Consider the following 24,177-nt stretch of genomic DNA (forward strand, 5'->3'; position numbering starts at 1 on the left):
GAAAATATTGTTTGCTATTGTTTTTTTAAGATCATTTCTAACTTTAAAAAACTACTGCTCTTCACTTTCAAAAATTGTACGAAAGTAAAAAAGTAAAATAAAAAAATAGATTACATTATCAATTGCTTGCGCTAATACAACACCTTCAATGCCATATTTTTTTATTAGAAAAGTACTTAAAAAAAACATCATAAATAAGGAGAAAAACTCTGTTGTTAAGAAAGCTACAGTAAGCTTTTTGGCAAAAAATTGACACCCTAAAATTAAAGCAGCAACCTTGAAAATATCTCCAAATAATTGCCAAAAAAACAGGGCCGCAACAGGACGGAAATCGGGAGTAAAAAGAAGATCAATGATGTAAAATCGTAGGCAATATAATACCACCATGGCAACTATAAAAAGCGGTAAAACCAATTTATAAAATTCCAAAAACATTTTTTTTGTTGCCAAATTGTTTTTGGCTGTAGCCAATTGCGGTAAAAAATATACACTTATAATAGTGGTCACAAACATCATATAATATAAAGAAATACGCGTCATAGTCTCCCAGTATCCAGCTTGTTCAAGTCCTAAATTTACGATGATATTTTTTCGAATGGCGAGATAAATCAATGGACCCACAACAGCTGTCGCCAAAGTCATTACGGTATAAGATCCTAATTTTTTTAGAATAGCAAAATCAAATTCTTTCCAAGAAAATAAGGATATAAATGCAATTTCTTTGTTAGCAAAAAAAACGGCTGCAAAAAACAGTGTTGCTGGCATCAAGACGAGTGCAAGTAACGCACCCGTTGTTTTATAATTAATAATTAATACTACAGAGAGTAAAAAACCCAATACATTCCCTATTGTATTGATCCAAATAACTTTTTTGTATTTACCAAGTCCATTGATAACAGCGGTAAAAAATACAGAAACAGTATACCATGGTAAAGAAAATGCCAAGACTTTTATGATAAAAACAAAGTTGAATTTTTCACCAAACAACAAAAAATTCCAATAAGATGCCAAAAAGTACAAGACAGAACTCAAAACTACTGCAACGGCAAGCAAACTCATAGTTACTGTGGCTAAAACTTTCTTGAGTTCCAAATCGTTATTTTCGGCTTCAGCAACATATTTTACGATGCCATTTTGAAAACCTAAAGTAGAAATATTCTCCAGTGAAGTAAAAAAAACACGCAAATTTCCCACCAATGCCATTCCGCTAGGGCCTACAAAAACAGCTAAAATTTTTGAAGTGAGTAATCCTGAGACTATTTTTATGGCAACACTCAAGCTATTCCAAGTAGCAATTTTAAATAACTTATTTTGAATAATTTTACTTAATATGTTCAAACTAATATTGATTTAAAATCGTGATCACATAACTAACTTCGTCCTCAGTCATAACAGGGCTCATGGGTAAACTTAAAACCTCATTGTGTATTTTCTCGGTTATGGGAAATGAATATTGGTTTAAAAATTCAAATGCTTTTTGCTTGTGTGGCGGTATAGGATAATGTACTACCGTTTCAATATCATTTTCGCTTAAATATCTTTGTAGATCATCTCGATCAAGTGTTCTAATCACAAACAAGTGAAATACATGATCCATACCTGCAATTGCTGATTTAGATATAGTTGGCAGTATTATTTTATTATTTGTAATTTCACTTAAATATCGCTGTGCAACTGCTATTCGATGAGCATTAGCCGCGTCTAGAAAAGGTAATTTTACATTTAAAAATGCTGCTTGAACCTCATCTAATCTAGAGTTTAACCCAATAAAATCATTTTTGTATTTAACCTTAGAACCGTAATTTCGTAAGTACCTTAAAACTTCAGCAAGAGCAGAGTCATTGGTTGTAATAGCACCACCATCTCCTAATGCTCCCAGATTTTTACTTGGATAAAAACTATAGGCTTGATTGCGGGATAATGACTCCTCTTGCAATCCTAAGCCATCATTACCACTCGTAATTTGAGCACCATGAGCTTGGGCTGCATCTTCCAGTACTATTAAATTAAGAGCATTTGCAAGGGTAAATATAGCATCCATATCTGCTAATTGTCCGTATAAATGAACAACTAAAATAGCCTTGGTATTTGAAGTAATATGTTTTAGAATAGCATTGGTATCAATATTGAACGTATTAAGCTTTGGCTCTACTAATACAGGAACAAGATCAGCTTGTAAAATAGCTAGTATACTGGCAATATACGTATTAGCAGGAACAATGACAGCATCTCCTTTTTGTAGTTTTCCAAGTTCAATATACCCTTTAAAAAGCAATAAAAGTGCATCAAAACCATTGCCTACACCTATACAATACTTGGTACCGCAGTACTTAGCAAAATTCCGTTCAAAATCCTGCACCTCACTCCCTAGTATATACCAACCATTATCCAGTACTTGTTTCAACTTATCTTGAAAAGCACTTTCATAAGGTGCATTTATTTTCTTTAAATCTAGGAATTTAATCATCTATCAAGACTTAATTTTTAATTACAAAAATAGCGGTTAACTTTTCAAAATCAGCCGTTTGTACTTCATAAAAATCTTGAATTATTGTTCTAGCTCCAAAACTTTCTTTCCAGTATGACAAACCTTCGTTGAGCAACTTCCCATTTTGTTCATTTGAAATCCCAAAATCAAAATACCGCTTATGAGCAAAAACTTGATAAATTAAATGTTGGAATAAAATGTCAAGGCTTCCTAATTTTTTTCCATTTTCAAATTTAGATAGGTATTGACAATGGGCCACTGTATCGGTTTCAAATATGGTTGCACCTGCAACAATAACATCTTTGTTGTATACATTAAACTGCCTAATGTTTTCAGGAAACTGCGTTTTTAAAAACTCAATTTCTTGAACAGTATGCACAGGCTCTATTTGATGTTGTGCTTTCAAGTTAGGAATTAATACCTTGTCCCAAAACGAGTTAAAATTATTTTCCTCCTTAACAACCAAATTATTTTTAATCCCTCTTATAATTCCATTTTTTCTGGATCTATCAAATGTAATATTTTGGGACAAATCAATTACGGCAAGAGAATCTCTTCTAACTAATTTGGCATCGGCCAAAAATAAAGCATAGAGCAATTCATCCGATGGTTTGTTACAATATATGGAGGGAATTGATTTTAGATACAATTTTTGAACCGCATTTTGATTTAGGAAATATAAAATCTCCTTAAAGGCCATGAGAATAGTTTTGAGCTTAGATTTATCAGTTGTAACCAGACCTCCATAAGTAAGACCTTGGTGGGAAAAAACAGTATCCTCAACTCTGTTGGCTGGCAATACACCAATCAATTGTGAATTGAAATAAATCAAAAGTGAAAAATCAACAAAACGATCTTTATGGTACTCCATAAAATCCCTATGATACAAAAAAGTAGCATTTTTGGCTTGACCAATAAAATCATTCCACAGTTTATAATCAGTATGTTCGTATTTTTTTATGTAAAATTGCTTCACTTTTAAATTTTAGACAGCATTAAAGTAATCATTTTTTTATTTCTTTTCTAAGGTAGGTAAATACCATTTAAACTTGACTGCCATCAATCTAAGCGAAATAATTATTGACGAAGTAGTTAAATAAAGCACATCATTTTCTAGGTTTAAATCCCTAAGTATAAAGAATACGATTCCGCCTAAGATACAAAGGGTAGCGTAAATCTCCCGCCTAAAAATAACTGGAATTTCAGTACATAATATATCCCGAATTACGCCTCCAAAACAAGCGGTCATAGTACCTAGCGCTACACATATTATAGGATGTAACCCAATGTGAATTCCTTTTTCAAGACCAATGAGTGTAAAAACACCCAATCCTATGGTATCAAACAAAAATAAGGAAGTTCTGAGTTTGTCAAATTTTTTTCTGAAAATAATAGCCAATACAAAACCTACGGCAATAACATAAACATAATTCACGTCTAACATCCATCCTACAGGGGTACGCCCAATCAAGATGTCACGCAATGTTCCTCCGCCCACAGCCGTGACAAATGCTATAATAAAAACACCAAAAGGGTCCATTTTTTTACTCATAGCTGTTAATGCCCCCGAAAGTGCAAAAGCCATCGTACCAATAAGATCTAGAAAATGAAACATTTAAAACAAGTTTTTTGTCAAAAATAGATAAAATCTCCGTCAATTCACCTCTAGTATACCTAAATTATAGCGCTCTTGCTTTGTATTAAATATTAAATAAAAGGGCTTTAAAACTGTCATTTCTCTATGTATCTTTGTAGCTACAAATCAAATAGATCAAAATCTTGAAACAAATTACTTCAGTTCAAAATCCATATATAAAATCCTTAGTGCAACTACAGGAAAAGGCTAAAGCACGAAAACAATCCGGAACTTTTTTAATAGAAGGGAAAAGAGAAATTGAAATTGCAGTTAAAGGTGGATATGTTCTGGATCAAATTTTATTTCTTCCAGAGATTATTTCAGAAACCGAAGCGCTGCAATTATCAGCAACTGCTGAGTTAATTTCTATAAATAAAGAAGTGTATCAAAAACTAGCTTATAGAGATACTACCGAAGGAATTTTGGCTGTAGCCAAAACTAAATCCATGCAATTGGATGATCTTAAACTCTCTCAAAACCCTCTAATCCTTGTTGCTGAAGCACCAGAAAAACCGGGAAATATTGGAGCGCTCCTACGCACTGCCGATGCCGCTAATCTGGATGCCGTAATCATTGCAAACCCAAAAAGCGACTTGTATAACCCTAATATAGTGCGTTCAAGTGTAGGATGCTTGTTTACCAACCAAATTGCAACTGGCACCACAGCAGAAATTATTACTTTTTTAAAAGATAAAAAGATCAACTTTTACTGTGCCACCTTACAAAACTCAAACTCCTATCATTTAGAAGACTATACTACACCAACGGCACTAGTTGTAGGAACAGAAGCAACAGGACTTACAGAGGATTGGCGAAATGCAGCAACACAAAACATAATTATCCCAATGCAAGGCGAAATTGATTCTATGAATGTCTCGGTAGCAGCTGCAATACTTATTTTTGAAGCCAAAAGACAAAGAGGTTTTTAAAATTTAAAACTTACTAATGTCATTTTTTTAAGTGCTAAGAAAATGATAAAACACCTTTTTGATTTGCAAATATTACAATAAATTGCTAAATTTAGTGATTATACAAAGCTGTTATGATAGAAATTGATATCGAGAAAGAAAATAAAGCAATTGCACAAGAATACAAAGAGTTACTAAGAATAAGTTACCAAACCCTAACCGAAGAGGATAAAAAGCTCATTCGTAAAGCATTTGATGTATCTGTTGAAGCACACAAAGACCAAAGAAGAAAATCTGGTGAAGCCTATATTTTTCATCCGATAGCTGTGGCCAAAATTGTAGCGTCAGAGATTGGTCTTGGAGCAACCTCTATTGCTGCAGCCTTACTGCATGATGTTGTTGAGGATACGCCAACAACTGTCCAAGACATTGAACGCTTATTCAACCCCAAAGTAGCTCAAATTGTAGAGGGATTGACTAAAATCTCATTGGTACAAAAAGACTTGAACGCCTCTTTACAAGCGGAAAATTTCCGTAAAATGATATTAACGCTCAATGATGATGTACGTGTAATATTGATAAAACTCGCCGATAGATTGCACAACATGCAAACAATGGATTCTATGCGAGAGGACAAACAAACCAAAATCGCATCAGAAACGCTTTATATTTATGCTCCACTAGCGCACCGTCTAGGTTTGTATAATATTAAAACCAAACTAGAAGATTTAGGATTAAAATACACTGAACCATCAATTTACAACGAAATTGTTAGTAAAATAAAAGAAACTAAAGAAGAACAAGACGCCTATATTGCTGATATTTCAGATGTTATTAAAACGTCATTAGATATTGAGAATGTAGAATATATAATTAAGGGACGACCAAAATCAGTCTATTCCATTCGAAGAAAAATGAAAGCTCAAAATGTAAGTTTTGATGAAGTGTATGATAAATTTGCGTTGCGAATTGTATACAAATCAAATCCTCATGAAGAAAAATTCATCGCTTGGAAAATATATTCTATCGTAACAGATCATTACAGACCTAGCCCTAGTCGTCTACGCGACTGGATATCATCGCCTAAATCAACTGGTTATGAAGCCTTACACATTACTGTTATGGGTCCAAAAGGACGCTGGGTAGAAGTACAAGTACGTAGCGAACGCATGGATGAAATTGCAGAAAAAGGATATGCTGCACACTACAAATACAAAAACGGAGCTACCGAAGAAAGTGGTCTGGATGTATGGCTTAACCTCTTGAAAGAAGCGCTAGAAAACTCTGAAACAAATGCGGTTGACTTTGTAGAGGATTTCAAAATGAATTTATATTCGAAAGAAATTTTTGTCTTTACGCCAAAAGGAGAAATAAAATCATTGCCAAAAGGTGCTACCTCACTAGACTTTGCATTTAGCATACACTCAGAAATTGGAATCAGAACTAGAGGAACGCGTGTAAATGGAAAATTAGTTCCCTTAAATTTTGAACTAAAAAGTGGTGACCAAATTGAAGTAATCACATCACAACATCAAAAACCTTCTATCAACTGGCTGGATTATGTAACCACTTCAAGGGCAAAAACAAAAATTAAAAATGTTTTAAATGAGAATACTAAAAAAATTGGCGAAGAAGGAAAAGAACTTCTTACACGCAAATTAAAACATTTAAAAATAACATTGAGTGAGCAAGTTATTAATGAGCTCGTTAATTTCTTTAAACTCAAAACAAGTCTTGATTTATTTTACAGAGTAGGAATAGGTGCTATAGAAAATCAGCAACTCAAAGACTACGCTGCTCAAAAAAGCAATACGTTCATTAATTTTTTCAAGAATAAGATAAAACGTTCTCCTAGTCATACATCAGATGAGGACATTCACAAACCTATTATCAGTAGTAATTATGACATGCTTGTTTTTGGAAAAGAACATGACAAGCTGGATTATAAATTATCTCCTTGTTGCAATCCTATTCCTGGGGATGATGTTTTTGGGTTTGTAACTATAAATGAAGGAATAAAAGTTCACAAAAAAGATTGCCCAAATGCAATAGGGATGCAATCTAATTATGCATACAGAATCATGTTCGCAAAATGGATTGACTCTTCTCAAGAAGAATTTAAAGCCATTATCAATATTACGGGAATGGATATACTAGGACTTGCAAATGAACTTACAAAAGTAATTTCGAGCAATATGAATGTCAATATCCAAAGTATTTCACTTAGTACCGATGCAGGTATTTTTCACGGACAAGTAACTGTCATTGTTCAAAACAACACTATTTTGAAAAAAATGATTAATAATATTAAAAAAATTGACGGAATTGACAAAGTTACAAGGGAATACAAAACCTAATTATTTTACAAACTAATTAGTAGCCAATACCTTCTTTTTATAAATCAAGTGCAATCTTGTATGGATTCAAAAAAGAAAACTTTACATTTTAAACTAAAAAAATTATCTTTGCCAGCATATGACACTTATTGCCACAGACAACTCAAAAAACCAAGAAATCGTTAGGAATGTCTTTACGCTTTATCTTGAAAAAAAAGGGCATCGCAAAACACCAGAGCGATATGCTATCCTACAAGAAATTTATGATAGTGAAGAACATTTTGATGTAGAAAATTTATACATCAAAATGAAAAACAAAAACTACCGTGTGAGTAGAGCAACACTTTACAACACCATTGAGTTACTGCTAGATTGTGCTTTGGTTAGAAAACATCAGTTTGGTCAAAATCAGGCGCACTATGAAAAGTCTTATTTTGACAAACAGCATGACCATATTATCATGACTGATACTGGCGAAGTTATCGAATTTTGTGATCCAAGAATTCAAACCATCAAAAAAACAATTGAAGAGATTTTTGATATTGAAATCACCAATCACTCGCTTTACTTATACGGCAATAAAAAACAAAAACAATAAAGAACACTTGTTCTTAAAATATAAAATTAACTACAAATAACACTTAGAATGACGGTAGATTTATTATTAGGATTACAATGGGGAGATGAGGGGAAAGGAAAAATTGTTGATGTTCTTACTTCAAAATATGACATTATTGCCCGTTTTCAAGGAGGTCCAAATGCAGGCCATACACTTGAATTTGATGGAATAAAACATGTTTTAAGAACTATTCCATCCGGTATTTTTCATAAAACTGCTGTAAATATAATAGGAAATGGAGTTGTTATTGACCCTGTAGTTTTTCAAAAAGAAATTGAAGGCCTAGAAAAATTTAATTTAGATATCAAAAGTAAATTAATCATTTCTAGAAAAGCTCACTTAATTTTACCTACACATCGCTTACTAGATGCAGCCTCTGAAGCTTCAAAAGGGAAAGCTAAAATTGGTTCAACGTTAAAAGGTATTGGTCCAACATATATGGATAAAACCGGTAGAAATGGAATTCGCGTGGGTGATATTGAACTAGAAGATTTTGCAGATCGTTACAGAGCATTAGCTGACAAACATGAAGAAATGATCAAGTTTTATGATGTTTCTATCCAATACAATTTAGCTGAAATGGAAACTGAATTCTTTGCAGCAATTGAAGAATTAAAAAAATTAGACTTTATTGATAGCGAAGAATATTTACACCAAGCTCAAAAGGCTGGCAAATCAATCTTGTGCGAAGGTGCTCAGGGTTCTTTACTAGATGTTGATTTTGGGACTTATCCTTTTGTAACATCATCAAACACTACAGCTGCAGGTGCTTGTACTGGTTTAGGTATTGCTCCAAATAAAATTAAAGAAGTTTACGGAATTTTCAAAGCATATGTTACTCGTGTAGGTAGCGGCCCGTTCCCAACGGAACTTTTTGATGAAGATGGAGCAACAATGGCACGTGTTGGAAACGAATTTGGATCAGTAACAGGAAGACAAAGACGTTGCGGATGGCTTGACCTTGTGGCATTAAAATATGCTGTACAAGTTAATGGTGTAACGCAATTGATGATGATGAAAGGTGACGTACTTTCTGGATTTGAAACCTTAAAAGTTTGTACGGATTACAATTACAAAGGCGAGAAAATCTCTCATTTCCCGTATAACATTGAGCCAGAAAATGTGACTCCAGTTTACCAAGAATTTAAAGGTTGGAAACAAGATTTAACGGGTATGACAACTTATGATGAATTGCCAGTTGAACTAAAAGAGTACATTGCTTTTATAGAAAAAGAAGTTGAGGTGCCGATCAAAATTGTATCTGTAGGTCCAGATAGAAAACAAACGATCTTAAAATAAACATCCTAAACGTCCCGATTCAACGGGACGTTTTTTTTGTTCCAATAAATGAATCAAATGAAAAATCCAAATATTAAAATCCAAAATACCGAAATCCTCTCTGACAACTGGTATCATCTGAACAAAGTGACATTTGATTATCAAAAAAAAGACAACTCTTGGATTACTCAAAAAAGAGAGGTCTACGACAGAGGTAATGGAGCTGCCATACTACTATACAACATGCATAATAAAACAGTTGTACTTACAAAGCAGTTCAGACTACCTACCTATTTAAATGGCAACGAAAGCGGGATGATGATTGAAGTTTGCGCAGGACTTCTAGACCAAGACAATCCTGAACAATGCATTATAAGAGAAACTGAAGAAGAAACGGGATATCGAATTTCAAAAGTAAAAAGAGTTATGGAAACCTATATGTCACCTGGTGCTGTTACTGAAATTCTCTATTTATTTACCGGTGAATATGATGTGAATATGAAAGTAAGTGCAGGTGGCGGAGCCGAACATGAAGAGGAAAATATCGAGGTTATTGAAATGCCATTTGATGCTGCGTATGCTATGATTGAAAGTGGTGAATTAAAAGATGCTAAAACAATTATGCTCTTACAATATGCCAAAATAAATAGCCTTTTGTAATGAATAACACTATTAAAGGAGTTTTATTTGCTTTGCTAGCTACTTTACTTTGGTCTGGAAATATGGTTATTGCAAGCGGGATCAAAGGACATATCCCTCCTATTGGCTTAGCATTTTGGCGCTGGGCAGTGGCTTGTATTGTTTTGGCACCATTTGCTTTGAAAGCCACTATTGACACAATTTCAACAGTTAAAAAGCACATTAAATACTTAGCACTTACTGCTTTGTTAGGCATCACCTTTTTTAACACACTCATCTACTTTGCTGGCAAAACAACTAATGCTGTAAATTTGTCATTAATTGCGATTTCGATTCCATTATTTATAGTATTGTTGTCCCGTATTGTTTTCAAAGAAAAAGTTTCAACTAAACAAAATATTGGAATTGCAATCATCATAACTGGAGTTTTGGTACTCATTTCCAAAGGATCATTTCAGGCATTACTGCACATACAATTTGCCACTGGAGATGTTTTAATGCTTTTTGCTTGCTTTTTCTTTGCGTGTTACACCATTTTAGTTCGCCAGAAACCAGATGAATTAACTCCAAAAGTATTTCTATTCAGTGTGTTTGTCATTGGAACTGTTTTTCTGCTTCCGCTTTACGTCGTAGAACACATTTACTTTAAAAAAGTAACTCTGGATTCAAAAACCATCTTAATTACGGGTTATGTTGGCGTTTGCGCCTCCTTAATTTCATTTTATGTATGGAACGAAGCTATCCGTTTGATAGGCACCTCAAAAACAGCTTTGATTTACTACTTAATCCCAGTATTTAGTGGACTTCTAGCTTATTTATTTCTAAATCAAGAAATTTCACTTTCGCAAATGATCAGTATGGGAATCATTATTTCAGGGTTGTTAATTACCAATAAGAAATAGGATTGATAATTTATTAAAAAAAATTAAAACGTTCTATTTCTTCTTTAAATTCGGCAAAAAGAGCGCTATTATACCAATCAAGGGAAGATAAGCACATATAAAATAAACATGGGTTATACTAGTTTGATCAGCAAGACGGCCTAGTAAAGCAGAACCTAAACCTCCCATTCCAAAAGCAAAACCATAAAACAGTCCTGAAACCATTCCGAGTTTTTTAGGCAATAACTCCTGCGCATAGACTAAAATTGCTGGAAATGCAGATGACATGATGATTCCAATAAGCACAGATAAAACTCCTGTCCAAAATAAATCTACATACGGCAACAACAAGGTAAAAGGTGCTGCGCCCAAAACAGAGAACCAGATTACATATTTTCTTCCAAACTTATCGCCAATTGGTCCGCCTAAAAGTGTACCTATAGCACATGAAACTAAAAATAAAACCAAATAAAACTGTGCATCTTGAACGGACAATCCGAATTTTTCAATAAGATAGAAGGTGAAATAACTAGACATACTAGCCATATAAAAGAACTTAGAAAAAATCAAAACCAACAAAATTACCACAGCTAAAACAATGGTAGTTTGGGATAAATTTGGTAGAGCAATTACTGTTTTCTTGGTGCTTCGCAAACTTAAATGATGCTGGTACCATAAGGCAATTCTACTCAAAACCATTAGGCCAATTAAAGCTGCTATGACAAACCAAATGATATAAAACTGTGAATTAGGAACTACAATTAAAGCAATTAATAAAGGTCCAATGGCAGTCCCAGCATTACCTCCCAACTGAAAAATAGATTGTGCCAAACCGCGCTTGCCTCCAGAAGCTAGAAACGATATTCTAGAAGCTTCGGGATGAAAAATAGAAGATCCTATTCCTACCAAAACAACAGCAATTATAATCATTTCAAAACTAGAAGCGTAGGACAAACATATAATTCCTGACATAGAAAATAACATCCCGAAGATTTGTGAGAAAGGCTTTGGCCTCTTGTCTGTGTACAAACCCACTAATGGCTGCAAAATAGAGGCGGCCAGTTGATAAGCTAACGTAATTAGACCTATTTGCGAAAAAGTCAAATTAAAATTTTGTTTTAAAATGGGATATGATGCCGGAATAACAGCTTGCAGTAAATCGTTTAGTAAATGTGCAAACGCAATAGAAAACAAGATCGAATAAACGGTTTGCTGTGCAATAGGATTTGTATCTTGTTGGGATACCGAATTAGTAGATGTATTCATATTCAAAAAATAGATAAACGTATAAAAAATTTAGTTGTGATAAATCAGTTCAAATGAATTGTACTAAAAAATACCAAAACAACAAAGTGACAAACGATAATGGGATTCCAAAACCAATCATCATGCTGCTTAAACGAGGTTTTAAACCATGGGAAGCAGATAAAATACAAGCTGTAATCATAGGGGCCATGGCAGCTTCCATGATTGCTACTTGAATAATTTTAGAATGCTGTTGCAAAAGCACTACATACAGAAAATATAGGAGTGCAGGAGTTAGGATTAATTTATAAAGAAGTCCGAGTCCTAAAAAACGCCAATGTTGACTTTTACGTTCAAATTTTAATTGCAGTCCTACTGATAACAATGCTATTGGTGTTACGCCACTTCCTACTTTTTGCAATCCAAATTGAAGCGTATCAATAAAATCATATCCTAAAATATTCATGACACAAGCAATTATAAATGTAATGAAAGGCGGAAAAAAAAGGATTTTTTTTAAAATATCAAATCCATTAGATTGACTACTAGAATACATGGTAGCAACTAGAATACCTAGTGTAGAAAGTACTACAAAAGATCCTGGTTGATCAACCAAGATCGCTGTTTTCAATCCTTCTTCACCATATAAAGCTTCAATTATGGGAAATCCTAAAAACGATGTGTTTCCTAATCCTGCTGTCAGAATTAAACATCCAATGAGTTTATTAGACCAACCAAATTTTTTCCCTAAAAGTGTAAAAAAGAGATACGCGCCGATAAAGCCTATCCAAGCAACGCCAATAGGAAAAAGCAACTCCGTACTCCATTTTATTTTAGGGATGTAAAATAATGCAAGCGCAGGAAGACAAATATAAATTACAATTTTATTCAGGAATTTATAAATGTCTACTGGAAATCCTTTGCAATGTTGCAAAATAATACCCAGTACTAGAAAAACAAAAATTAATATAAAATTGGTCATAGCTTAATTTACTACAAAAGTACCCCTATTTTATGAATTGAATCAAATGAATTTACAAATAGGCGCATCACGAAGAAAAAAAATATTTTAAAATTGGAAAATTAAAAATACATCGTATATTTGTAACATATTTTATTACAGTATGATTTCAGGTAAGTTTGCTATAACCATTCACATTCTCACATTGCTGCATCAATTTCCTGAGGAATATTTATCCTCTGAGTTCTTGGCGTCGAGTATGAATGTACACCCCGTTTTGGTTCGGAAAGAGATAGCAAACCTTAAAAAAAATAATATTGTAGTTAGTAAAGAAGGTAAAAATGGAGGTAGTAAATTATCAGTTTCAGCAGCTTCCCTTACTTTAGATACCATATTTAAAATGACTTTTGAAACCGTTAACTTAGGCTATGCAAAAAACACGCCCAATCCAAAATGCCCTATCGGAAGAAAAATGAATGAAAAACTAACCGATTTGTATGATGAGATCAACACTAAAATCAGCTCTGAATTGAGCAACATAACACTCGAAAAATTTTCGAACCAATTTTAAACTTTTTTTTAAATTAAACTGTAACATTTTTTATTACTTATTAAAACCCAACATTATGAAAATTGCTATTATTGGCGCCACAGGATTTGTGGGTACTGCTATTTTAAACGAATTGACATCACGTAATCATGAAATTACTGCAATTGCGAGAAACCCAAAAGACGAAAACAAAGAACACGTAAAATGGATTAAGGCTGATGCTAATGCAGAAACGGAATTACTTGAGGCCATTACAGGAAATGATCTTGTGATTAACACTTACAGTGCTGGCTGGACCAATCCTAACTTTTACAACGATTTTCTTGAAGCCTCAAAAACAATTCAGGAAGCGGTAAAAAAATCAGATGCAAAACGATTCATCACTATTGGTGGTGGCGGAAGTTTGTACGTTGCGCCGAATGTTCAAGCTGTAGACACACCTGATTTCCCTAAAGAATATTATACGGGCGCTACCGCTGCAAGAGATTACTTGAATCATATTAAAGAGGAAAAAGAATTGAATTGGACATTCTTTAGTCCAGCTTTAGAGATGCACCAAGGAATAACTACAGGAAGAACTGGAAAATACCGTCTGGGTTTAGAAAATCCTGTCTTTAATGAAGATCAAAGAAGCATTCTATCTGTTGAGGATCTTGCGGTTGTTATTGCCGATGAAGCCGAAGAACCAAAGCATCATCAAGTACGATTTACAGCGGCATACTAATTTTAAGTCATTACAAAAAACAGTTTCAAAAGGCAAAAGCTTATTTGAAACTGTTTTTGTTTTTAGTACTTTTACAGTTCAACGCCACCATATTTTGGAACAAAAAAACAAAAACCCAAGCGCACTACACGAAAAACCCGGAATTGCTCCTCCCGAAATGATCAGCACAACATCTGTTGGAGTTATTCAGCGTTTTAGAAAAATACAACCTTCCGCAAAAGAACTTTTTGAAGGTATTTTAGCCGAAAATATTACTGCCTTGAGCCGAGCCATTACTCTTGTAGAAAGTACCAGCAGTACTCATTTGGCTAAAGCCAATGAAGTAATCACAGCTTGCTTACCGCACGCCAATAAATCGGTGAGAATTGGAATTACAGGCGTTCCCGGCGTGGGAAAAAGCACTTTTATTGAGGCGTTTGGGAAATACTTAACGAGTTTAGGAAAAAAAGTAGCCGTACTGGCCGTTGATCCAAGTAGCACGATCTCACACGGAAGTATTCTGGGTGATAAAACTCGCATGGAAGAATTGGTCAAAGATAAAAATGCGTTTATCCGTCCATCAGCCTCAGGAGAAACATTAGGAGGTGTAGCCCGTAAAACTCGTGAAACCATTACACTTTGTGAAGCTGCAGGTTTTGATATCATTATTATAGAAACTGTTGGCGTAGGCCAAAGCGAAACGGCTGTTCACAGTATGGTTGATTTTTTCTTGCTGTTAAAAATATCTGGTGCAGGCGATGAATTACAAGGCATTAAACGAGGGATCATGGAAATGGCAGATGCTATTGTGATCAACAAAGCAGATGGCGATAATATCAAAAGAGCCAATCTTGCCAAATTAGAATTCAACAGAGCTTTACATCTTTTTCCGGCCAAAAAATCAGGCTGGACACCCACAACTGCGGCTTGTAGTGCCATTACTCATGAGGGAATACCCGAAGTTTGGCAAACCATTCAAAAATTTTTAGAGCTCACAAAAGGCAATACTTATTTTTTTGAAAAACGAAAAGAACAAAATCAATATTGGATGCTTGAGACGATTAACGAGCAATTGAAAACCAATTTTTTCAGCAATTTAGAAATCCAAAAATTACTAGCCTCTACAAAAAAAGCGGTACAAAATGATGAAATTTCACCCTTTGCAGCCGCTCAAAAATTATTAGAAACCTATTTCAAAAAAGAGTAAAACTTACTCTTTTTCGTAGCGTTCCATTTCCCGGTCATAAAACTCATTGGCAAGAACGATTAATCCTTCCATTTCAGTATTTAATTCAGCTTCATCTAAATCCTCAGCTTCTTCCATAAACTCTACCTCATCGTCTTTCAGATTAATAATAAATCTTGGATAGTCTAAGTGTATGATAAAAATATCTTCGGGAAAATCAGTATTGTCTCCTAGTAAAAATTTTGGTAATTCCATTATGTATTATTTTATTGATTCGTTTTACAATTCACCATTTAAGTGAGTTTTCTTTAGTTCCTCCAAAACTTCAAAAATCTATTTATCTGAAAGAATTATAGGTGCACTTCCTCTTCCATTCATAAAAATAATTTTTGTATTTGATGAGGCAGCTAATTCTTTTTGTGCCTTTATTTGCTCGTATTGCAATTGTTTATCTGACAATCCTGTCGAAATAATACGCTGATAATCTGCAATACCTTGTGCTTCTACTCTTTTACGTTCGGCTTCTTGTTTTTCTTTCTGCAACACAAACGTCATTTTTTGCGCATCTTGCTCTGCATTAATTTTACTTTCGATAGAGGCTTTTACTGATGCTGGTAAGTTTATATTTCGAATGAGAAGTTGCTCTAAAACTAAACCTCTAGCTTTGAAATCAGCTTCAATGGTTTTAAAAATACGTTGTTGAAATTCATTTCTTTTTGTTGAATACAAAGCTACAGCATCATAATAAACAGCATTGTCTCTAATACGCGTTCTAGTTACTGGACGAACAATTTTATCTGAATAGTTTACACCAATTTCTTTAAAGATTTTTGGAGCAGATTCTGGAGAAATTCTGAATAAAACAGTCAAATCGATGACTACTTCCAGTCCATCATTAGAAAGAACACGAATTGCATCATCACCTTGCTGAGCTCCTTCACTATGAACGGCAGACATGGTATAATTTTGTGTTTGAATGTCAAATTCAGTCACATCCATAAGAGGATTAATCAAACTCAATCCGCTTTCTAGGATATCTGACTGCACACTTCCATAAAGCGACTTTACGCCTACTTTACCAGCATCAATTTGTTTGAAAACCGACGAAACAACGCCTAAAAAAATCAGAAGAATACCTGCAATTTTTAGAGCTCCTGAAAATTTAGAAAAAGAATTTGACGTATTATTTAATGTGAAACTAAAAACTAAAAGAACGACTCCAAGGATAATAAATACTATCATTTTGTTAGGGATTAGGTTTGTATCCTTGTTATACGGAAATAGAAATAAGAAGTTACAATGTACGAAAAAATTTAACTTTGATGTTGTTGCATTGCCAACTTCTTAGTCAATCTTGCAAAGCGAATATACAAAAATAATGCAGCAATTGTTAAACCTGCTAAAAGTCCTATCCAGATACCCACCGCTTTGAGTTCTGTGTACTTTCCTAAATAATACGATATAGGAAAACCAACAACCCAATAGGCTACAAAGGTAATATACATAGGGATTTTTACATCTTGAAGACCTCTAAGTGCACCCAAAACAACTACTTGAATCCCATCTGAAATTTGAAATATAGCTGCAATCAACAATAGTTTTGAAGTGATTGCTATAATTTCATTATTATCAACTAGTTGACTCGCATCGGACATGTTTAAGAAAAAATGTGGTAACACTTGATGAAAAACAACAAATAAAATCGCAAAAAATATTTCTAGTAAAATAGCTAAAATAAAAATAGAGCGCGCTACTACAATAAGTTGCTTAAAATCATTCAATCCCTTGGTATTACTTACTCGTATCATGGCTGTAACACTAAGTCCCATAGCCACCATAAAGGTTGATGATGCCAGGATTAATGCAATTTGATTTGCAGCTTGGCTATTTTTTCCCAATGATCCAGAGAGCCAAATTGCCGCCGTAAATAAAGTAACCTCAAAAAGCATTTGCATGGCTGAGGGCATTCCTAAATTAATGATTTTTTTAAGAATCGATTTTTTTATTTCCTTGAAACTAAAATTCTTGAAGTATTTTTTCAAATCGGCGTTTCTTTTCATCAGATAATGCATAAAAACGACCATCATGATTCGGGATAAAACCGTTCCTAATGCTGCACCTAAAATTCCTAATTTTGGAAAAATCCAGACTCCATAAATCAATACGTAGTTAAAAAAGATATGCACCACATTTGCTAGCAAAATAGCATACATAGAGTATTTAGTTTTTGATAAACCATCTGCAAACTGCTTGTATCCTTGGTACATGATTACCGGAATCATAGAAAAAGCTACCCAATCAATATAAGGTGCAGCAAGATCAGCCACTTCTTTGGGCTGTTGCATGATATACATTAACTGTTTAGAAAGTACCGTAACCACAAACAACACAAATCCCAAAATGGTACATAACAATAATCCGTGATGAAAAGTAGTTCGGATTTTTTGATTGTCTTTTTCAGCATCGGCCTCTGCTATAAGCGGTGTTATTGCCGTAGAAAACCCAATACCTATAGACATTGCAATAAAAATAAAACTATTTCCAAGTGAAACAGCTGCTAATTCAGTAGAGCCTAATTTCCCTACCATAAAATTATCAACAATACCTATTAATGTATGTCCCAACATTCCTAGAATAACAGGATAGGCTAATTTGATGTTATAAGAAAACTCTTTGACGTACTGCGATAAATTCACTTTGTTCTTTTTTGATGACAAAGATAATAGAAGCTTTTAATTCTAGCTTTACAATTGCATTATTAAACTAGCTTTTTTCATTATTACTCCCCAAAACAAGAAATTCTGTAACAAACCCGTTAAATTGTATAACATGTCTACAAAACTCCAAGTCTATATTTGTACCGTTGTATTGCACGAATAACAAAAGCAAAATGACACAAAACATTAATATTAAATTTTACAATTATGACAATCGCAGGAAAAATTAAAACAGGATTTTTAGTAGCAGTAGCAATGATGTTTGCTTCAACAACTCAAGCACAAGAAACAAACACAGCAGAAAATTACGATCAAGGTTTCCGTTTAGGTGTAGGATTAAATGCAGGTTACTCAACTAATGATCCATACAAACTATCCCTTGGAGCTGACGTAAGAGGTCAGTATGATTTATCAAAAAGATACTCTTTGACTTTAACTACAGGATATACCAATTTATTTCAAAGTAAAGCAGATGGATTTCCTGGACAAACAGAAGGAAAAGATTTAGGTTTAATCCCAGCTAAAGCAGGTTTCAAAGCATTTGTTTGGAATGATCAATTTTACTTAATGGGTGAAGCAGGTGCTGCATTTGCAGTAAGTAATGTAGACAATACAAGAGATAAAACATCTTTATTGTTGTCTCCAAGTATAGGATATGCTACTAAATATATCGATGTATCGTTGAACTATACACATTACAATCATTTTGATCGTTTAAACAACAATGGAACTCTTGGTAGAGGAGTTGGACAAGTTGGTGTACGTTTGGCTTACGGTTTTAAACTATAAGACCTCATAAAATTAGTTATAAAAAAATGCGCTGAAATTCAGCGCATTTTTTTTGTCTATTCCTTTTCTAACATTTCTTTATACAGTTCCATATTAGCCTTGACCTTATCATCCATCTCTGGTTCCTTAATATCAGTATGTTTTTGCATTTCCTCCCAGATAATCTTAGCCACAATATAACGTGCCATTTCTTTATCATCAGCTGGAACAACATACCATGGCGCATGCTCAGAACTTGTCTTGTTTATGGCTTCTTCATAAAAATGCATATAATTATCCCATTGATCACGTTCTTTCAAATCTCCTACCGAAAATTTCCAGTTGTGCTCCGTCTCTTCTAAACGGCGCAACAAGCGCTGCCTTTGCTCCTCTTTACTCAAATGCAAAAAGAACTTTAGCATTATGGTTCCATTTTGGGTAATATGCTTTTCAAAATTATTGATCTGCTCCATTCTATTTTCCCAAAACTTCTGCGTAATGTCTGCTACGTTTTCTATCCCAGGTAAATTCTCGTTCAAAATATATTCTGGATGCACTCTCGTCACCAAAACATTTTCATAATGCGATCTATTAAACACAGCAAACTTTCCTTTTTCTGGTAAAACTAAATAATGTCTCCACAAATAATCATGCTCTAATTCAGTAGAATTTGGTGTTTTAAAACTATGCACCACGACTCCTCTCGAGTTAAATTCCTTAAAAACTTCCCGAATCAAACTGTCCTTTCCAGAAGTATCCATTCCTTGCAAACAAATCAAAACACCATACCTATTGTGCGCATACATGACATCTTGGAGGGCACTTAATTTTTCAGTGACATCCTTTAATTTATCTTCTTTTTTTTCATCGCTGGCACCAATTTCTAAATTGGTTGGCAATTTTGACAACTTAATTTTGTCAACAACTTTAAAATCATCCGGATTTATAGACTTCATAGGAAATAATTTATCTTTACTTCTCAAATATAACAAATTACAAGGAGCTTTTTCCTGCTGTACGCTTGAATCTTTTCCTCCGCCAAAAAAAGGCGTTCGTAAAAGGATAACGCTTCCATCAGGGCTAGGGACTTGCTGCAAAAACACAAATAATGGAAAAATTCAAACTCGAAATTCTCTTGCATATCATCGGTATTGGTTCAGCTTCAGGACTAATCTATAAAGACAATTCCCTACTAATAATAGGTGATAACAGCGGATTTCTTTATGAATACCAATTGGATTCTAAAGACTTAAAACGCCATCCATTGCTCGAAAATCCTATTGAAAACACCCCTAAAAAAGACAAAGCCGATTTTGAAGCTATCGCATACTTTGCCGATAGTCTTTATGTTTTTGGCTCTGGATCAACCGCCAATAGAAACAAAATGATTCAACTAAACGATGCCGATAAAAAAATAATTGCAACTCAAGATTTAACCGATTTGTATGCTGTCATGCAAAACTTTGGCGGGATCAATCCCGAAGATTTCAATATTGAAGGCGCCACGTATAATGGTCAAAATTGGTATTTATTGAACCGCGGAAACGGAATTTCGAATAAAAATGTAATTTTTACCATAGCCGGAAAAAACCTAACAAACGATTTTCAAATTCTTTCCAATGCTTACAAATTACCTAAAATAAAAGGAGTACGCAGCAGCTTTACCGATGCAATTCTTGTAGACGATACGCTTTATTTTTTGGCCACAGCCGAAGATACAAAATCGACGTATGATGATGGCGAAGTTTTAGGAAGCTTAATTGGGAGCATCGACTTGAAAACCATGAAAATCAATTTCACACAAAAAATTAGCGATACCCATAAATTTGAGGGATTGACTTTATACACCAATTCAAAAGAAAAAATTGAGTTCCTGCTTTGTGAAGACAAAGACACTGAGGTTTTAGAAACGTATATTTATAAATTATCCTTTTCAAAACAATAAATCAAAAAATATTTTATCTCCATCCCAACCTTTTTCATTTTTTTAATCTCTTTAGTAGAAAGACATAAATTGTGATAAACGAAAATTTAATTTCTGACTGCAAAAAAATGCACCGAGATGCCCAGCGTCAAGTGTATGAGCTTATGGCTCCAAAATTGTACCGCACTTGCAAGCGCTACCTAAAGAAAGAGGAAGAAATAGAAGAGGCATTGGCCGACGCTTTCTATACTATTTTTACCAAACTCGAACAGCTCAAAGAATTTGGCGCTTTTGAAGCTTGGTCCCGAAAAATTACAGTCAATCATTGTTTGGCTACCATCAAGAAAAACACCAATTTCAATTTGCATCTTGATGATATCAAAACTATTGCGCAACCTTTTACTGATGAAATAACGGACCTCGAAGAGGAAGATTTGCTGAATTTACTCAATCACATTCCTGAAGGTTGCAAGACGATTTTTAATCTTTTCGTTATCGAAGGCTATGGCCACAAAGAAATTGCAGTTATGCTGAACATTTCCGAAGGCACATCCAAATCACAATTGAATGCTTCGAAAACCAAGCTCAAAGAGTTAGTAAACAATTTGTATTACCAAAAAGCAAAATAGTCATGGACAATCAAGAAAAAATATTCCACAAAATAAAAAATGCTTCCCAAAAAGCAGAAGAAAAAAACTTTCCTGCAATGGAAAAAGTTTGGATGCGAGTTGAAGAAAAACTAGACAAAAAAGAAGACAAAAAAGCTATTGCACTTTGGAAAAAATTAACCATTGCCGCTTCACTCCTATTGTTTTTCTCATTGGGACACCAGTTTATTAAGACCGATTCGAGAGTACTCATGCCAAGCGGAACGAAAGAAAACAGCATAGTTATACAAGAAAAAACAGAGCCTAAACAAACCGAGGGACTTTCAAAAACCATAAAACCAGATGCTGAAGTTATTCTAAAAAAACAAATTGAAAAACCTGTAGTCGTAGTAAAAACAACAACTCAAATAAATAGTAACATCAATCAAATAACTTCTACTACTTCAGAAGACATCGAATTGAGCAAGGACAAAGAAGAAAATATTAACTCCTATAAAGTCGAAGCAATTGCATTAGAAGAAAATAAGGCAAAAGCCAAAATCACATCTACTTACGATGCCACAACAAGAATGATTTCGGGTATAGTTACAGACGAACAAGACTTACCACTTCCTGGGGTAAATGTATATATTAAAGGAATAACAAAAGGAGTCGCAACTACCTTTGATGGAAAATTTAGCATCAAAGCTGAAAAAGGAGATGAACTTGTTTTTTCATATATAGGATATGAAAACAGTTATGCTACTGTTGGTGAAAATGATAAAATAAATATGAAACTGGTTAATAATTCAATGGCTTTGAATGAAGTTGTAGTTACTGGTTATGCATCAATGCCAAAAAAATCAGTTTTGATGAGTTCTGTTACTATGATTTCTGGTACTGATTTGATGAAACAAAAATCAGCAAATGTTAGTCAAGCCCTTCAAGGTAAAATTGCAGGAGTTCAAATTACAAACAATCCTGAATATTTGAGTCAAGACTCGCCTAAACCATATCCAACAATTAGAATCCGCGGGAAAGCATCCATTACACAATCAAACGAACCTTTATACATTATTGATGGTGTTCCTGTGAATCCTGAGGAGTTCAAACAATTAAAACCCGAAAATATTAAAACTGTAAACGTCCTAAAGGACTTCGCAGCAACTTCTTTATACGGAAGTAGAGCATCAAATGGTGTCATTTTACTAACAACAAAAAACGGAACTTATCAAAATCTTTCTAAAAAAGAACTAGAAAAAAGACTCAAAAAACTGAGCAAAAATAAAAAGCAAGAACAAATAGTAGTTCCACCAAAATCTATCGAAGTTTCACAAGAAGACTATGAAAATTTTGTAGAAAATCAATTCGAAAGTCCAAAATCAGCACCACTTTCCACTTTCTCCATTGATGTTGACAACGCTTCTTATACCAACATAAGACGTTTCATCAACAACGGTCAAACCGTGCCGAAAGATGCCGTGAGAGTTGAAGAAATGGTTAATTTTTTCAAATACAAATATCCACAACCACAAGACCAAAATCCGTTTTCGATTAATACGGAATACAGTGATTGTCCTTGGAATCCAAAACACCAATTGCTAAAAATTGGTTTGCAAGGCAAAAATATTCCAACGGATAATCTGCCAGCTTCCAACTTAGTTTTCTTGATTGATGTTTCAGGTTCGATGAATGATCTCAACAAATTGCCTTTACTGAAACAATCACTGAAAATTTTGGTAAACGAACTCCGAAAAAAAGACAAAGTAGCCATTGTGGTTTATGCTGGAGCAGCAGGAATGGTTTTGCCTCCAACAACTGGAGACGAAAAACAAACTATCATCGATGCGTTGGAAAAACTCAATGCTGGCGGAAGCACGGCTGGTGGTGCAGGAATAGAATTGGCTTATAAATTGGCAGAAGAAAACTTTATCAAAGGAGGTAATAATCGGGTAATTCTGGCTACTGATGGTGATTTTAACGTTGGTGCTTCATCCAATACTGATATGCAAACCTTGATTGAAGAAAAAAGAAAATCGGGAGTTTTCTTAACTTGTTTGGGTTATGGAATGGGCAATTACAAAGACAGCAAAATGGAAACTTTAGCCGACAAAGGCAATGGAAATTATGCTTATATCGACAATATTCAAGAAGCCAATCGTTTCTTAGGTAAAGAATTCAAAGGTTCAATGTTTGCTATCGCCAAAGACGTGAAAATCCAAATCGAATTCAATCCAAAACATGTTCAGGCGTACCGATTAATTGGCTACGAAAACAGAAAATTGCGCCCTGAAGATTTTACAAACGATTCCATTGATGCAGGAGAATTAGGTAGCGGCCATACAGTAACTGCTCTGTACGAAGTGATTCCAACTGGTGTGGAAAATGAATTTATCAACAATCAACCTGATTTAAAATACACAAAAGTTTATCCAAACGAAAGTAATTATAGTGAAGAGCTTGCAACTATAAAATTCCGTTATAAAAAACCAGACGGAGACAAAAGTATCGAAATGGTAAAGGCTATTGAAAACAAATCAATTCCCTTGAAAAATTCGTCCGATGATTTTAAATTTAGTTCCGCTGTAGCTTGGTTTGGGTTGAAATTGAGAGATTCAAAACTAGTATCTAATAAATCCTCTGAAGAAATCAAAAAACTGGCAAAAGAAGGATTGTCCAATGACGAAGACGGTTATAAAGCAGAGTTTGTCCGTTTGGTAGAAACTGTGAAATAATTTATTAAGTTTTAGA

At 34.1% G+C, this 24,177-nt stretch carries 23 protein-coding genes; 13 read left to right on the forward strand and 10 right to left on the reverse strand.

The features are described from left to right. Positions 1–51: 51 nt before the first annotated feature. The 4 genes from DNC80_RS01500 to DNC80_RS01515 are packed head-to-tail and all read right to left on the reverse strand — an operon-like array spanning position 52 to position 4,103. The gene (locus DNC80_RS01500) at positions 52–1,338 is read right to left on the reverse strand and encodes an O-antigen translocase (RefSeq protein WP_220485186.1); all 1,287 of its coding nucleotides are present in this window, start codon (positions 1,336–1,338) and stop codon (positions 52–54) included. Position 1,339: 1 nt separating this feature from the next. After that, complete coding sequence (locus DNC80_RS01505) at positions 1,340–2,467, reverse strand: DegT/DnrJ/EryC1/StrS aminotransferase family protein (protein WP_182648612.1); 1,128 nt, start codon at positions 2,465–2,467, stop codon at positions 1,340–1,342. A gap of 10 nt (positions 2,468–2,477) precedes the next feature. Then, positions 2,478–3,464, reverse strand: coding sequence for a GNAT family N-acetyltransferase (locus DNC80_RS01510; protein ID WP_182648614.1), 987 nt, complete (start codon positions 3,462–3,464; stop codon positions 2,478–2,480). Positions 3,465–3,500: 36 nt separating this feature from the next. Further along, positions 3,501–4,103 carry a trimeric intracellular cation channel family protein gene (locus DNC80_RS01515; protein WP_182648616.1) on the reverse strand — a complete coding sequence of 201 codons (603 nt, stop codon included), beginning with the start codon at positions 4,101–4,103 and terminating at the stop codon, positions 3,501–3,503. A gap of 164 nt (positions 4,104–4,267) precedes the next feature. On the opposite strand from DNC80_RS01515, the gene DNC80_RS01520 reads away from it, so the two are divergent. The 6 genes from DNC80_RS01520 to DNC80_RS01545 all read left to right on the forward strand — a co-directional run bounded on the left by DNC80_RS01520 (position 4,268) and on the right by DNC80_RS01545 (position 10,806). Further along, positions 4,268–5,053 (forward strand): RNA methyltransferase, encoded by a 786-nt coding sequence (locus DNC80_RS01520; RefSeq protein WP_182648618.1) that lies wholly within the window; start codon positions 4,268–4,270, stop codon positions 5,051–5,053. A gap of 113 nt (positions 5,054–5,166) precedes the next feature. Beyond that, complete coding sequence (locus DNC80_RS01525) at positions 5,167–7,389, forward strand: bifunctional (p)ppGpp synthetase/guanosine-3',5'-bis(diphosphate) 3'-pyrophosphohydrolase (RefSeq protein WP_182648620.1); 2,223 nt, start codon at positions 5,167–5,169, stop codon at positions 7,387–7,389. Positions 7,390–7,507: 118 nt separating this feature from the next. Beyond that, positions 7,508–7,966: a Fur family transcriptional regulator gene (locus DNC80_RS01530; RefSeq protein WP_182648622.1), complete on the forward strand. Its 459-nt coding sequence runs from the start codon at positions 7,508–7,510 to the stop codon at positions 7,964–7,966. 48 nt (positions 7,967–8,014) lie between these two features. After that, positions 8,015–9,286, forward strand: coding sequence for an adenylosuccinate synthase (locus tag DNC80_RS01535; protein WP_144889029.1), 1,272 nt, complete (start codon positions 8,015–8,017; stop codon positions 9,284–9,286). A gap of 57 nt (positions 9,287–9,343) precedes the next feature. Beyond that, the gene (gene nudK / locus DNC80_RS01540) at positions 9,344–9,925 is read left to right on the forward strand and encodes a GDP-mannose pyrophosphatase NudK (protein ID WP_182648624.1); all 582 of its coding nucleotides are present in this window, start codon (positions 9,344–9,346) and stop codon (positions 9,923–9,925) included. Beyond that, on the forward strand, positions 9,925–10,806 hold the full coding sequence (locus tag DNC80_RS01545; protein ID WP_182648626.1) for a DMT family transporter: 882 nt from the start codon (positions 9,925–9,927) through the stop codon (positions 10,804–10,806). The genes nudK and DNC80_RS01545 overlap by 1 nt, the downstream gene beginning before the upstream one ends. A 33-nt stretch (positions 10,807–10,839) precedes the next feature. On the opposite strand, the gene DNC80_RS01550 is transcribed toward DNC80_RS01545, so the two are convergent. Together DNC80_RS01550 and DNC80_RS01555 are read right to left on the reverse strand one after the other, a co-directional pair. Further along, the gene (locus tag DNC80_RS01550) at positions 10,840–12,051 is read right to left on the reverse strand and encodes an MFS transporter (protein WP_182648628.1); all 1,212 of its coding nucleotides are present in this window, start codon (positions 12,049–12,051) and stop codon (positions 10,840–10,842) included. Between the two features lie 49 nt (positions 12,052–12,100). After that, complete coding sequence (locus DNC80_RS01555) at positions 12,101–13,012, reverse strand: AEC family transporter (protein WP_182648629.1); 912 nt, start codon at positions 13,010–13,012, stop codon at positions 12,101–12,103. Positions 13,013–13,154: 142 nt separating this feature from the next. On the opposite strand from DNC80_RS01555, the gene DNC80_RS01560 reads away from it, so the two are divergent. From DNC80_RS01560 to meaB, 3 genes are all read left to right on the forward strand, one after another. Then, a complete protein-coding gene (locus DNC80_RS01560; RefSeq protein ID WP_182648631.1) occupies positions 13,155–13,562 on the forward strand; it encodes an Rrf2 family transcriptional regulator in 408 nt (135 codons plus the stop codon). 55 nt (positions 13,563–13,617) lie between these two features. Continuing rightward, positions 13,618–14,265 carry an NAD(P)-dependent oxidoreductase gene (locus tag DNC80_RS01565; protein WP_182648633.1) on the forward strand — a complete coding sequence of 216 codons (648 nt, stop codon included), beginning with the start codon at positions 13,618–13,620 and terminating at the stop codon, positions 14,263–14,265. Between the two features lie 94 nt (positions 14,266–14,359). Next, positions 14,360–15,451, forward strand: a complete 1,092-nt coding sequence (gene meaB / locus DNC80_RS01570) for a methylmalonyl Co-A mutase-associated GTPase MeaB (protein ID WP_255493147.1) — start codon at positions 14,360–14,362, stop codon at positions 15,449–15,451. 3 nt (positions 15,452–15,454) lie between these two features. Here the strand turns inward: meaB and DNC80_RS01575 are convergent, their stop codons facing one another. The 3 genes from DNC80_RS01575 to DNC80_RS01585 all read right to left on the reverse strand — a co-directional run bounded on the left by DNC80_RS01575 (position 15,455) and on the right by DNC80_RS01585 (position 18,126). Further along, positions 15,455–15,685 (reverse strand): hypothetical protein, encoded by a 231-nt coding sequence (locus DNC80_RS01575; protein WP_086453598.1) that lies wholly within the window; start codon positions 15,683–15,685, stop codon positions 15,455–15,457. Positions 15,686–15,763: 78 nt separating this feature from the next. Next, positions 15,764–16,672, reverse strand: coding sequence for a prohibitin family protein (locus DNC80_RS01580; protein WP_182648637.1), 909 nt, complete (start codon positions 16,670–16,672; stop codon positions 15,764–15,766). A 71-nt stretch (positions 16,673–16,743) separates the two neighbouring features. Beyond that, on the reverse strand, positions 16,744–18,126 hold the full coding sequence (locus DNC80_RS01585) for an MATE family efflux transporter (protein ID WP_182648639.1): 1,383 nt from the start codon (positions 18,124–18,126) through the stop codon (positions 16,744–16,746). A gap of 228 nt (positions 18,127–18,354) precedes the next feature. Between DNC80_RS01585 and DNC80_RS01590 the strand changes: the two genes are divergently transcribed. Then, a complete protein-coding gene (locus DNC80_RS01590; protein WP_182648641.1) occupies positions 18,355–18,936 on the forward strand; it encodes an outer membrane beta-barrel protein in 582 nt (193 codons plus the stop codon). A 56-nt stretch (positions 18,937–18,992) separates the two neighbouring features. Here the strand turns inward: DNC80_RS01590 and DNC80_RS01595 are convergent, their stop codons facing one another. After that, positions 18,993–19,871: a PPK2 family polyphosphate kinase gene (locus tag DNC80_RS01595; RefSeq protein WP_182648701.1), complete on the reverse strand. Its 879-nt coding sequence runs from the start codon at positions 19,869–19,871 to the stop codon at positions 18,993–18,995. Between the two features lie 152 nt (positions 19,872–20,023). Here DNC80_RS01595 and DNC80_RS01600 point away from each other — a divergent pair, with 152 nt between their 5' ends. From DNC80_RS01600 to DNC80_RS01610, 3 genes are all read left to right on the forward strand, one after another. After that, the gene (locus tag DNC80_RS01600; protein ID WP_182648643.1) at positions 20,024–20,860 is read left to right on the forward strand and encodes a hypothetical protein; all 837 of its coding nucleotides are present in this window, start codon (positions 20,024–20,026) and stop codon (positions 20,858–20,860) included. A 107-nt stretch (positions 20,861–20,967) separates the two neighbouring features. Continuing rightward, positions 20,968–21,468: an RNA polymerase sigma factor gene (locus DNC80_RS01605; RefSeq protein WP_144889040.1), complete on the forward strand. Its 501-nt coding sequence runs from the start codon at positions 20,968–20,970 to the stop codon at positions 21,466–21,468. 2 nt (positions 21,469–21,470) lie between these two features. Further along, on the forward strand, positions 21,471–24,161 hold the full coding sequence (locus tag DNC80_RS01610) for a von Willebrand factor type A domain-containing protein (protein WP_255493145.1): 2,691 nt from the start codon (positions 21,471–21,473) through the stop codon (positions 24,159–24,161). Positions 24,162–24,177: the final 16 nt, after the last annotated feature.

It is taken from the genome of Flavobacterium sp. SOK18b, from assembly GCF_014156605.1.
GTDB classification, from domain to species: domain Bacteria; phylum Bacteroidota; class Bacteroidia; order Flavobacteriales; family Flavobacteriaceae; genus Flavobacterium; species Flavobacterium tiangeerense.

Coding starts and splice junctions, on each gene's coding strand:
- DNC80_RS01505 (WP_182648612.1), bottom strand. CDS start 2,467: ATGATTAAATTCCTAGATTTAAAGAAAATAAATGCACCTTATGAAAGT.
- DNC80_RS01515 (WP_182648616.1), bottom strand. CDS start 4,103: ATGTTTCATTTTCTAGATCTTATTGGTACGATGGCTTTTGCACTTTCG.
- DNC80_RS01525 (WP_182648620.1), top strand. CDS start 5,167: ATGATAGAAATTGATATCGAGAAAGAAAATAAAGCAATTGCACAAGAA.
- DNC80_RS01530 (WP_182648622.1), top strand. CDS start 7,508: ATGACACTTATTGCCACAGACAACTCAAAAAACCAAGAAATCGTTAGG.
- DNC80_RS01535 (WP_144889029.1), top strand. CDS start 8,015: ATGACGGTAGATTTATTATTAGGATTACAATGGGGAGATGAGGGGAAA.
- nudK (WP_182648624.1), top strand. CDS start 9,344: ATGAAAAATCCAAATATTAAAATCCAAAATACCGAAATCCTCTCTGAC.
- DNC80_RS01545 (WP_182648626.1), top strand. CDS start 9,925: ATGAATAACACTATTAAAGGAGTTTTATTTGCTTTGCTAGCTACTTTA.
- DNC80_RS01550 (WP_182648628.1), bottom strand. CDS start 12,051: ATGAATACATCTACTAATTCGGTATCCCAACAAGATACAAATCCTATT.
- DNC80_RS01555 (WP_182648629.1), bottom strand. CDS start 13,012: ATGACCAATTTTATATTAATTTTTGTTTTTCTAGTACTGGGTATTATT.
- DNC80_RS01560 (WP_182648631.1), top strand. CDS start 13,155: ATGATTTCAGGTAAGTTTGCTATAACCATTCACATTCTCACATTGCTG.
- DNC80_RS01565 (WP_182648633.1), top strand. CDS start 13,618: ATGAAAATTGCTATTATTGGCGCCACAGGATTTGTGGGTACTGCTATT.
- DNC80_RS01575 (WP_086453598.1), bottom strand. CDS start 15,685: ATGGAATTACCAAAATTTTTACTAGGAGACAATACTGATTTTCCCGAA.
- DNC80_RS01580 (WP_182648637.1), bottom strand. CDS start 16,672: ATGATAGTATTTATTATCCTTGGAGTCGTTCTTTTAGTTTTTAGTTTC.
- DNC80_RS01590 (WP_182648641.1), top strand. CDS start 18,355: ATGACAATCGCAGGAAAAATTAAAACAGGATTTTTAGTAGCAGTAGCA.
- DNC80_RS01595 (WP_182648701.1), bottom strand. CDS start 19,871: ATGAAGTCTATAAATCCGGATGATTTTAAAGTTGTTGACAAAATTAAG.
- DNC80_RS01600 (WP_182648643.1), top strand. CDS start 20,024: ATGGAAAAATTCAAACTCGAAATTCTCTTGCATATCATCGGTATTGGT.
- DNC80_RS01605 (WP_144889040.1), top strand. CDS start 20,968: ATGCACCGAGATGCCCAGCGTCAAGTGTATGAGCTTATGGCTCCAAAA.
- DNC80_RS01610 (WP_255493145.1), top strand. CDS start 21,471: ATGGACAATCAAGAAAAAATATTCCACAAAATAAAAAATGCTTCCCAA.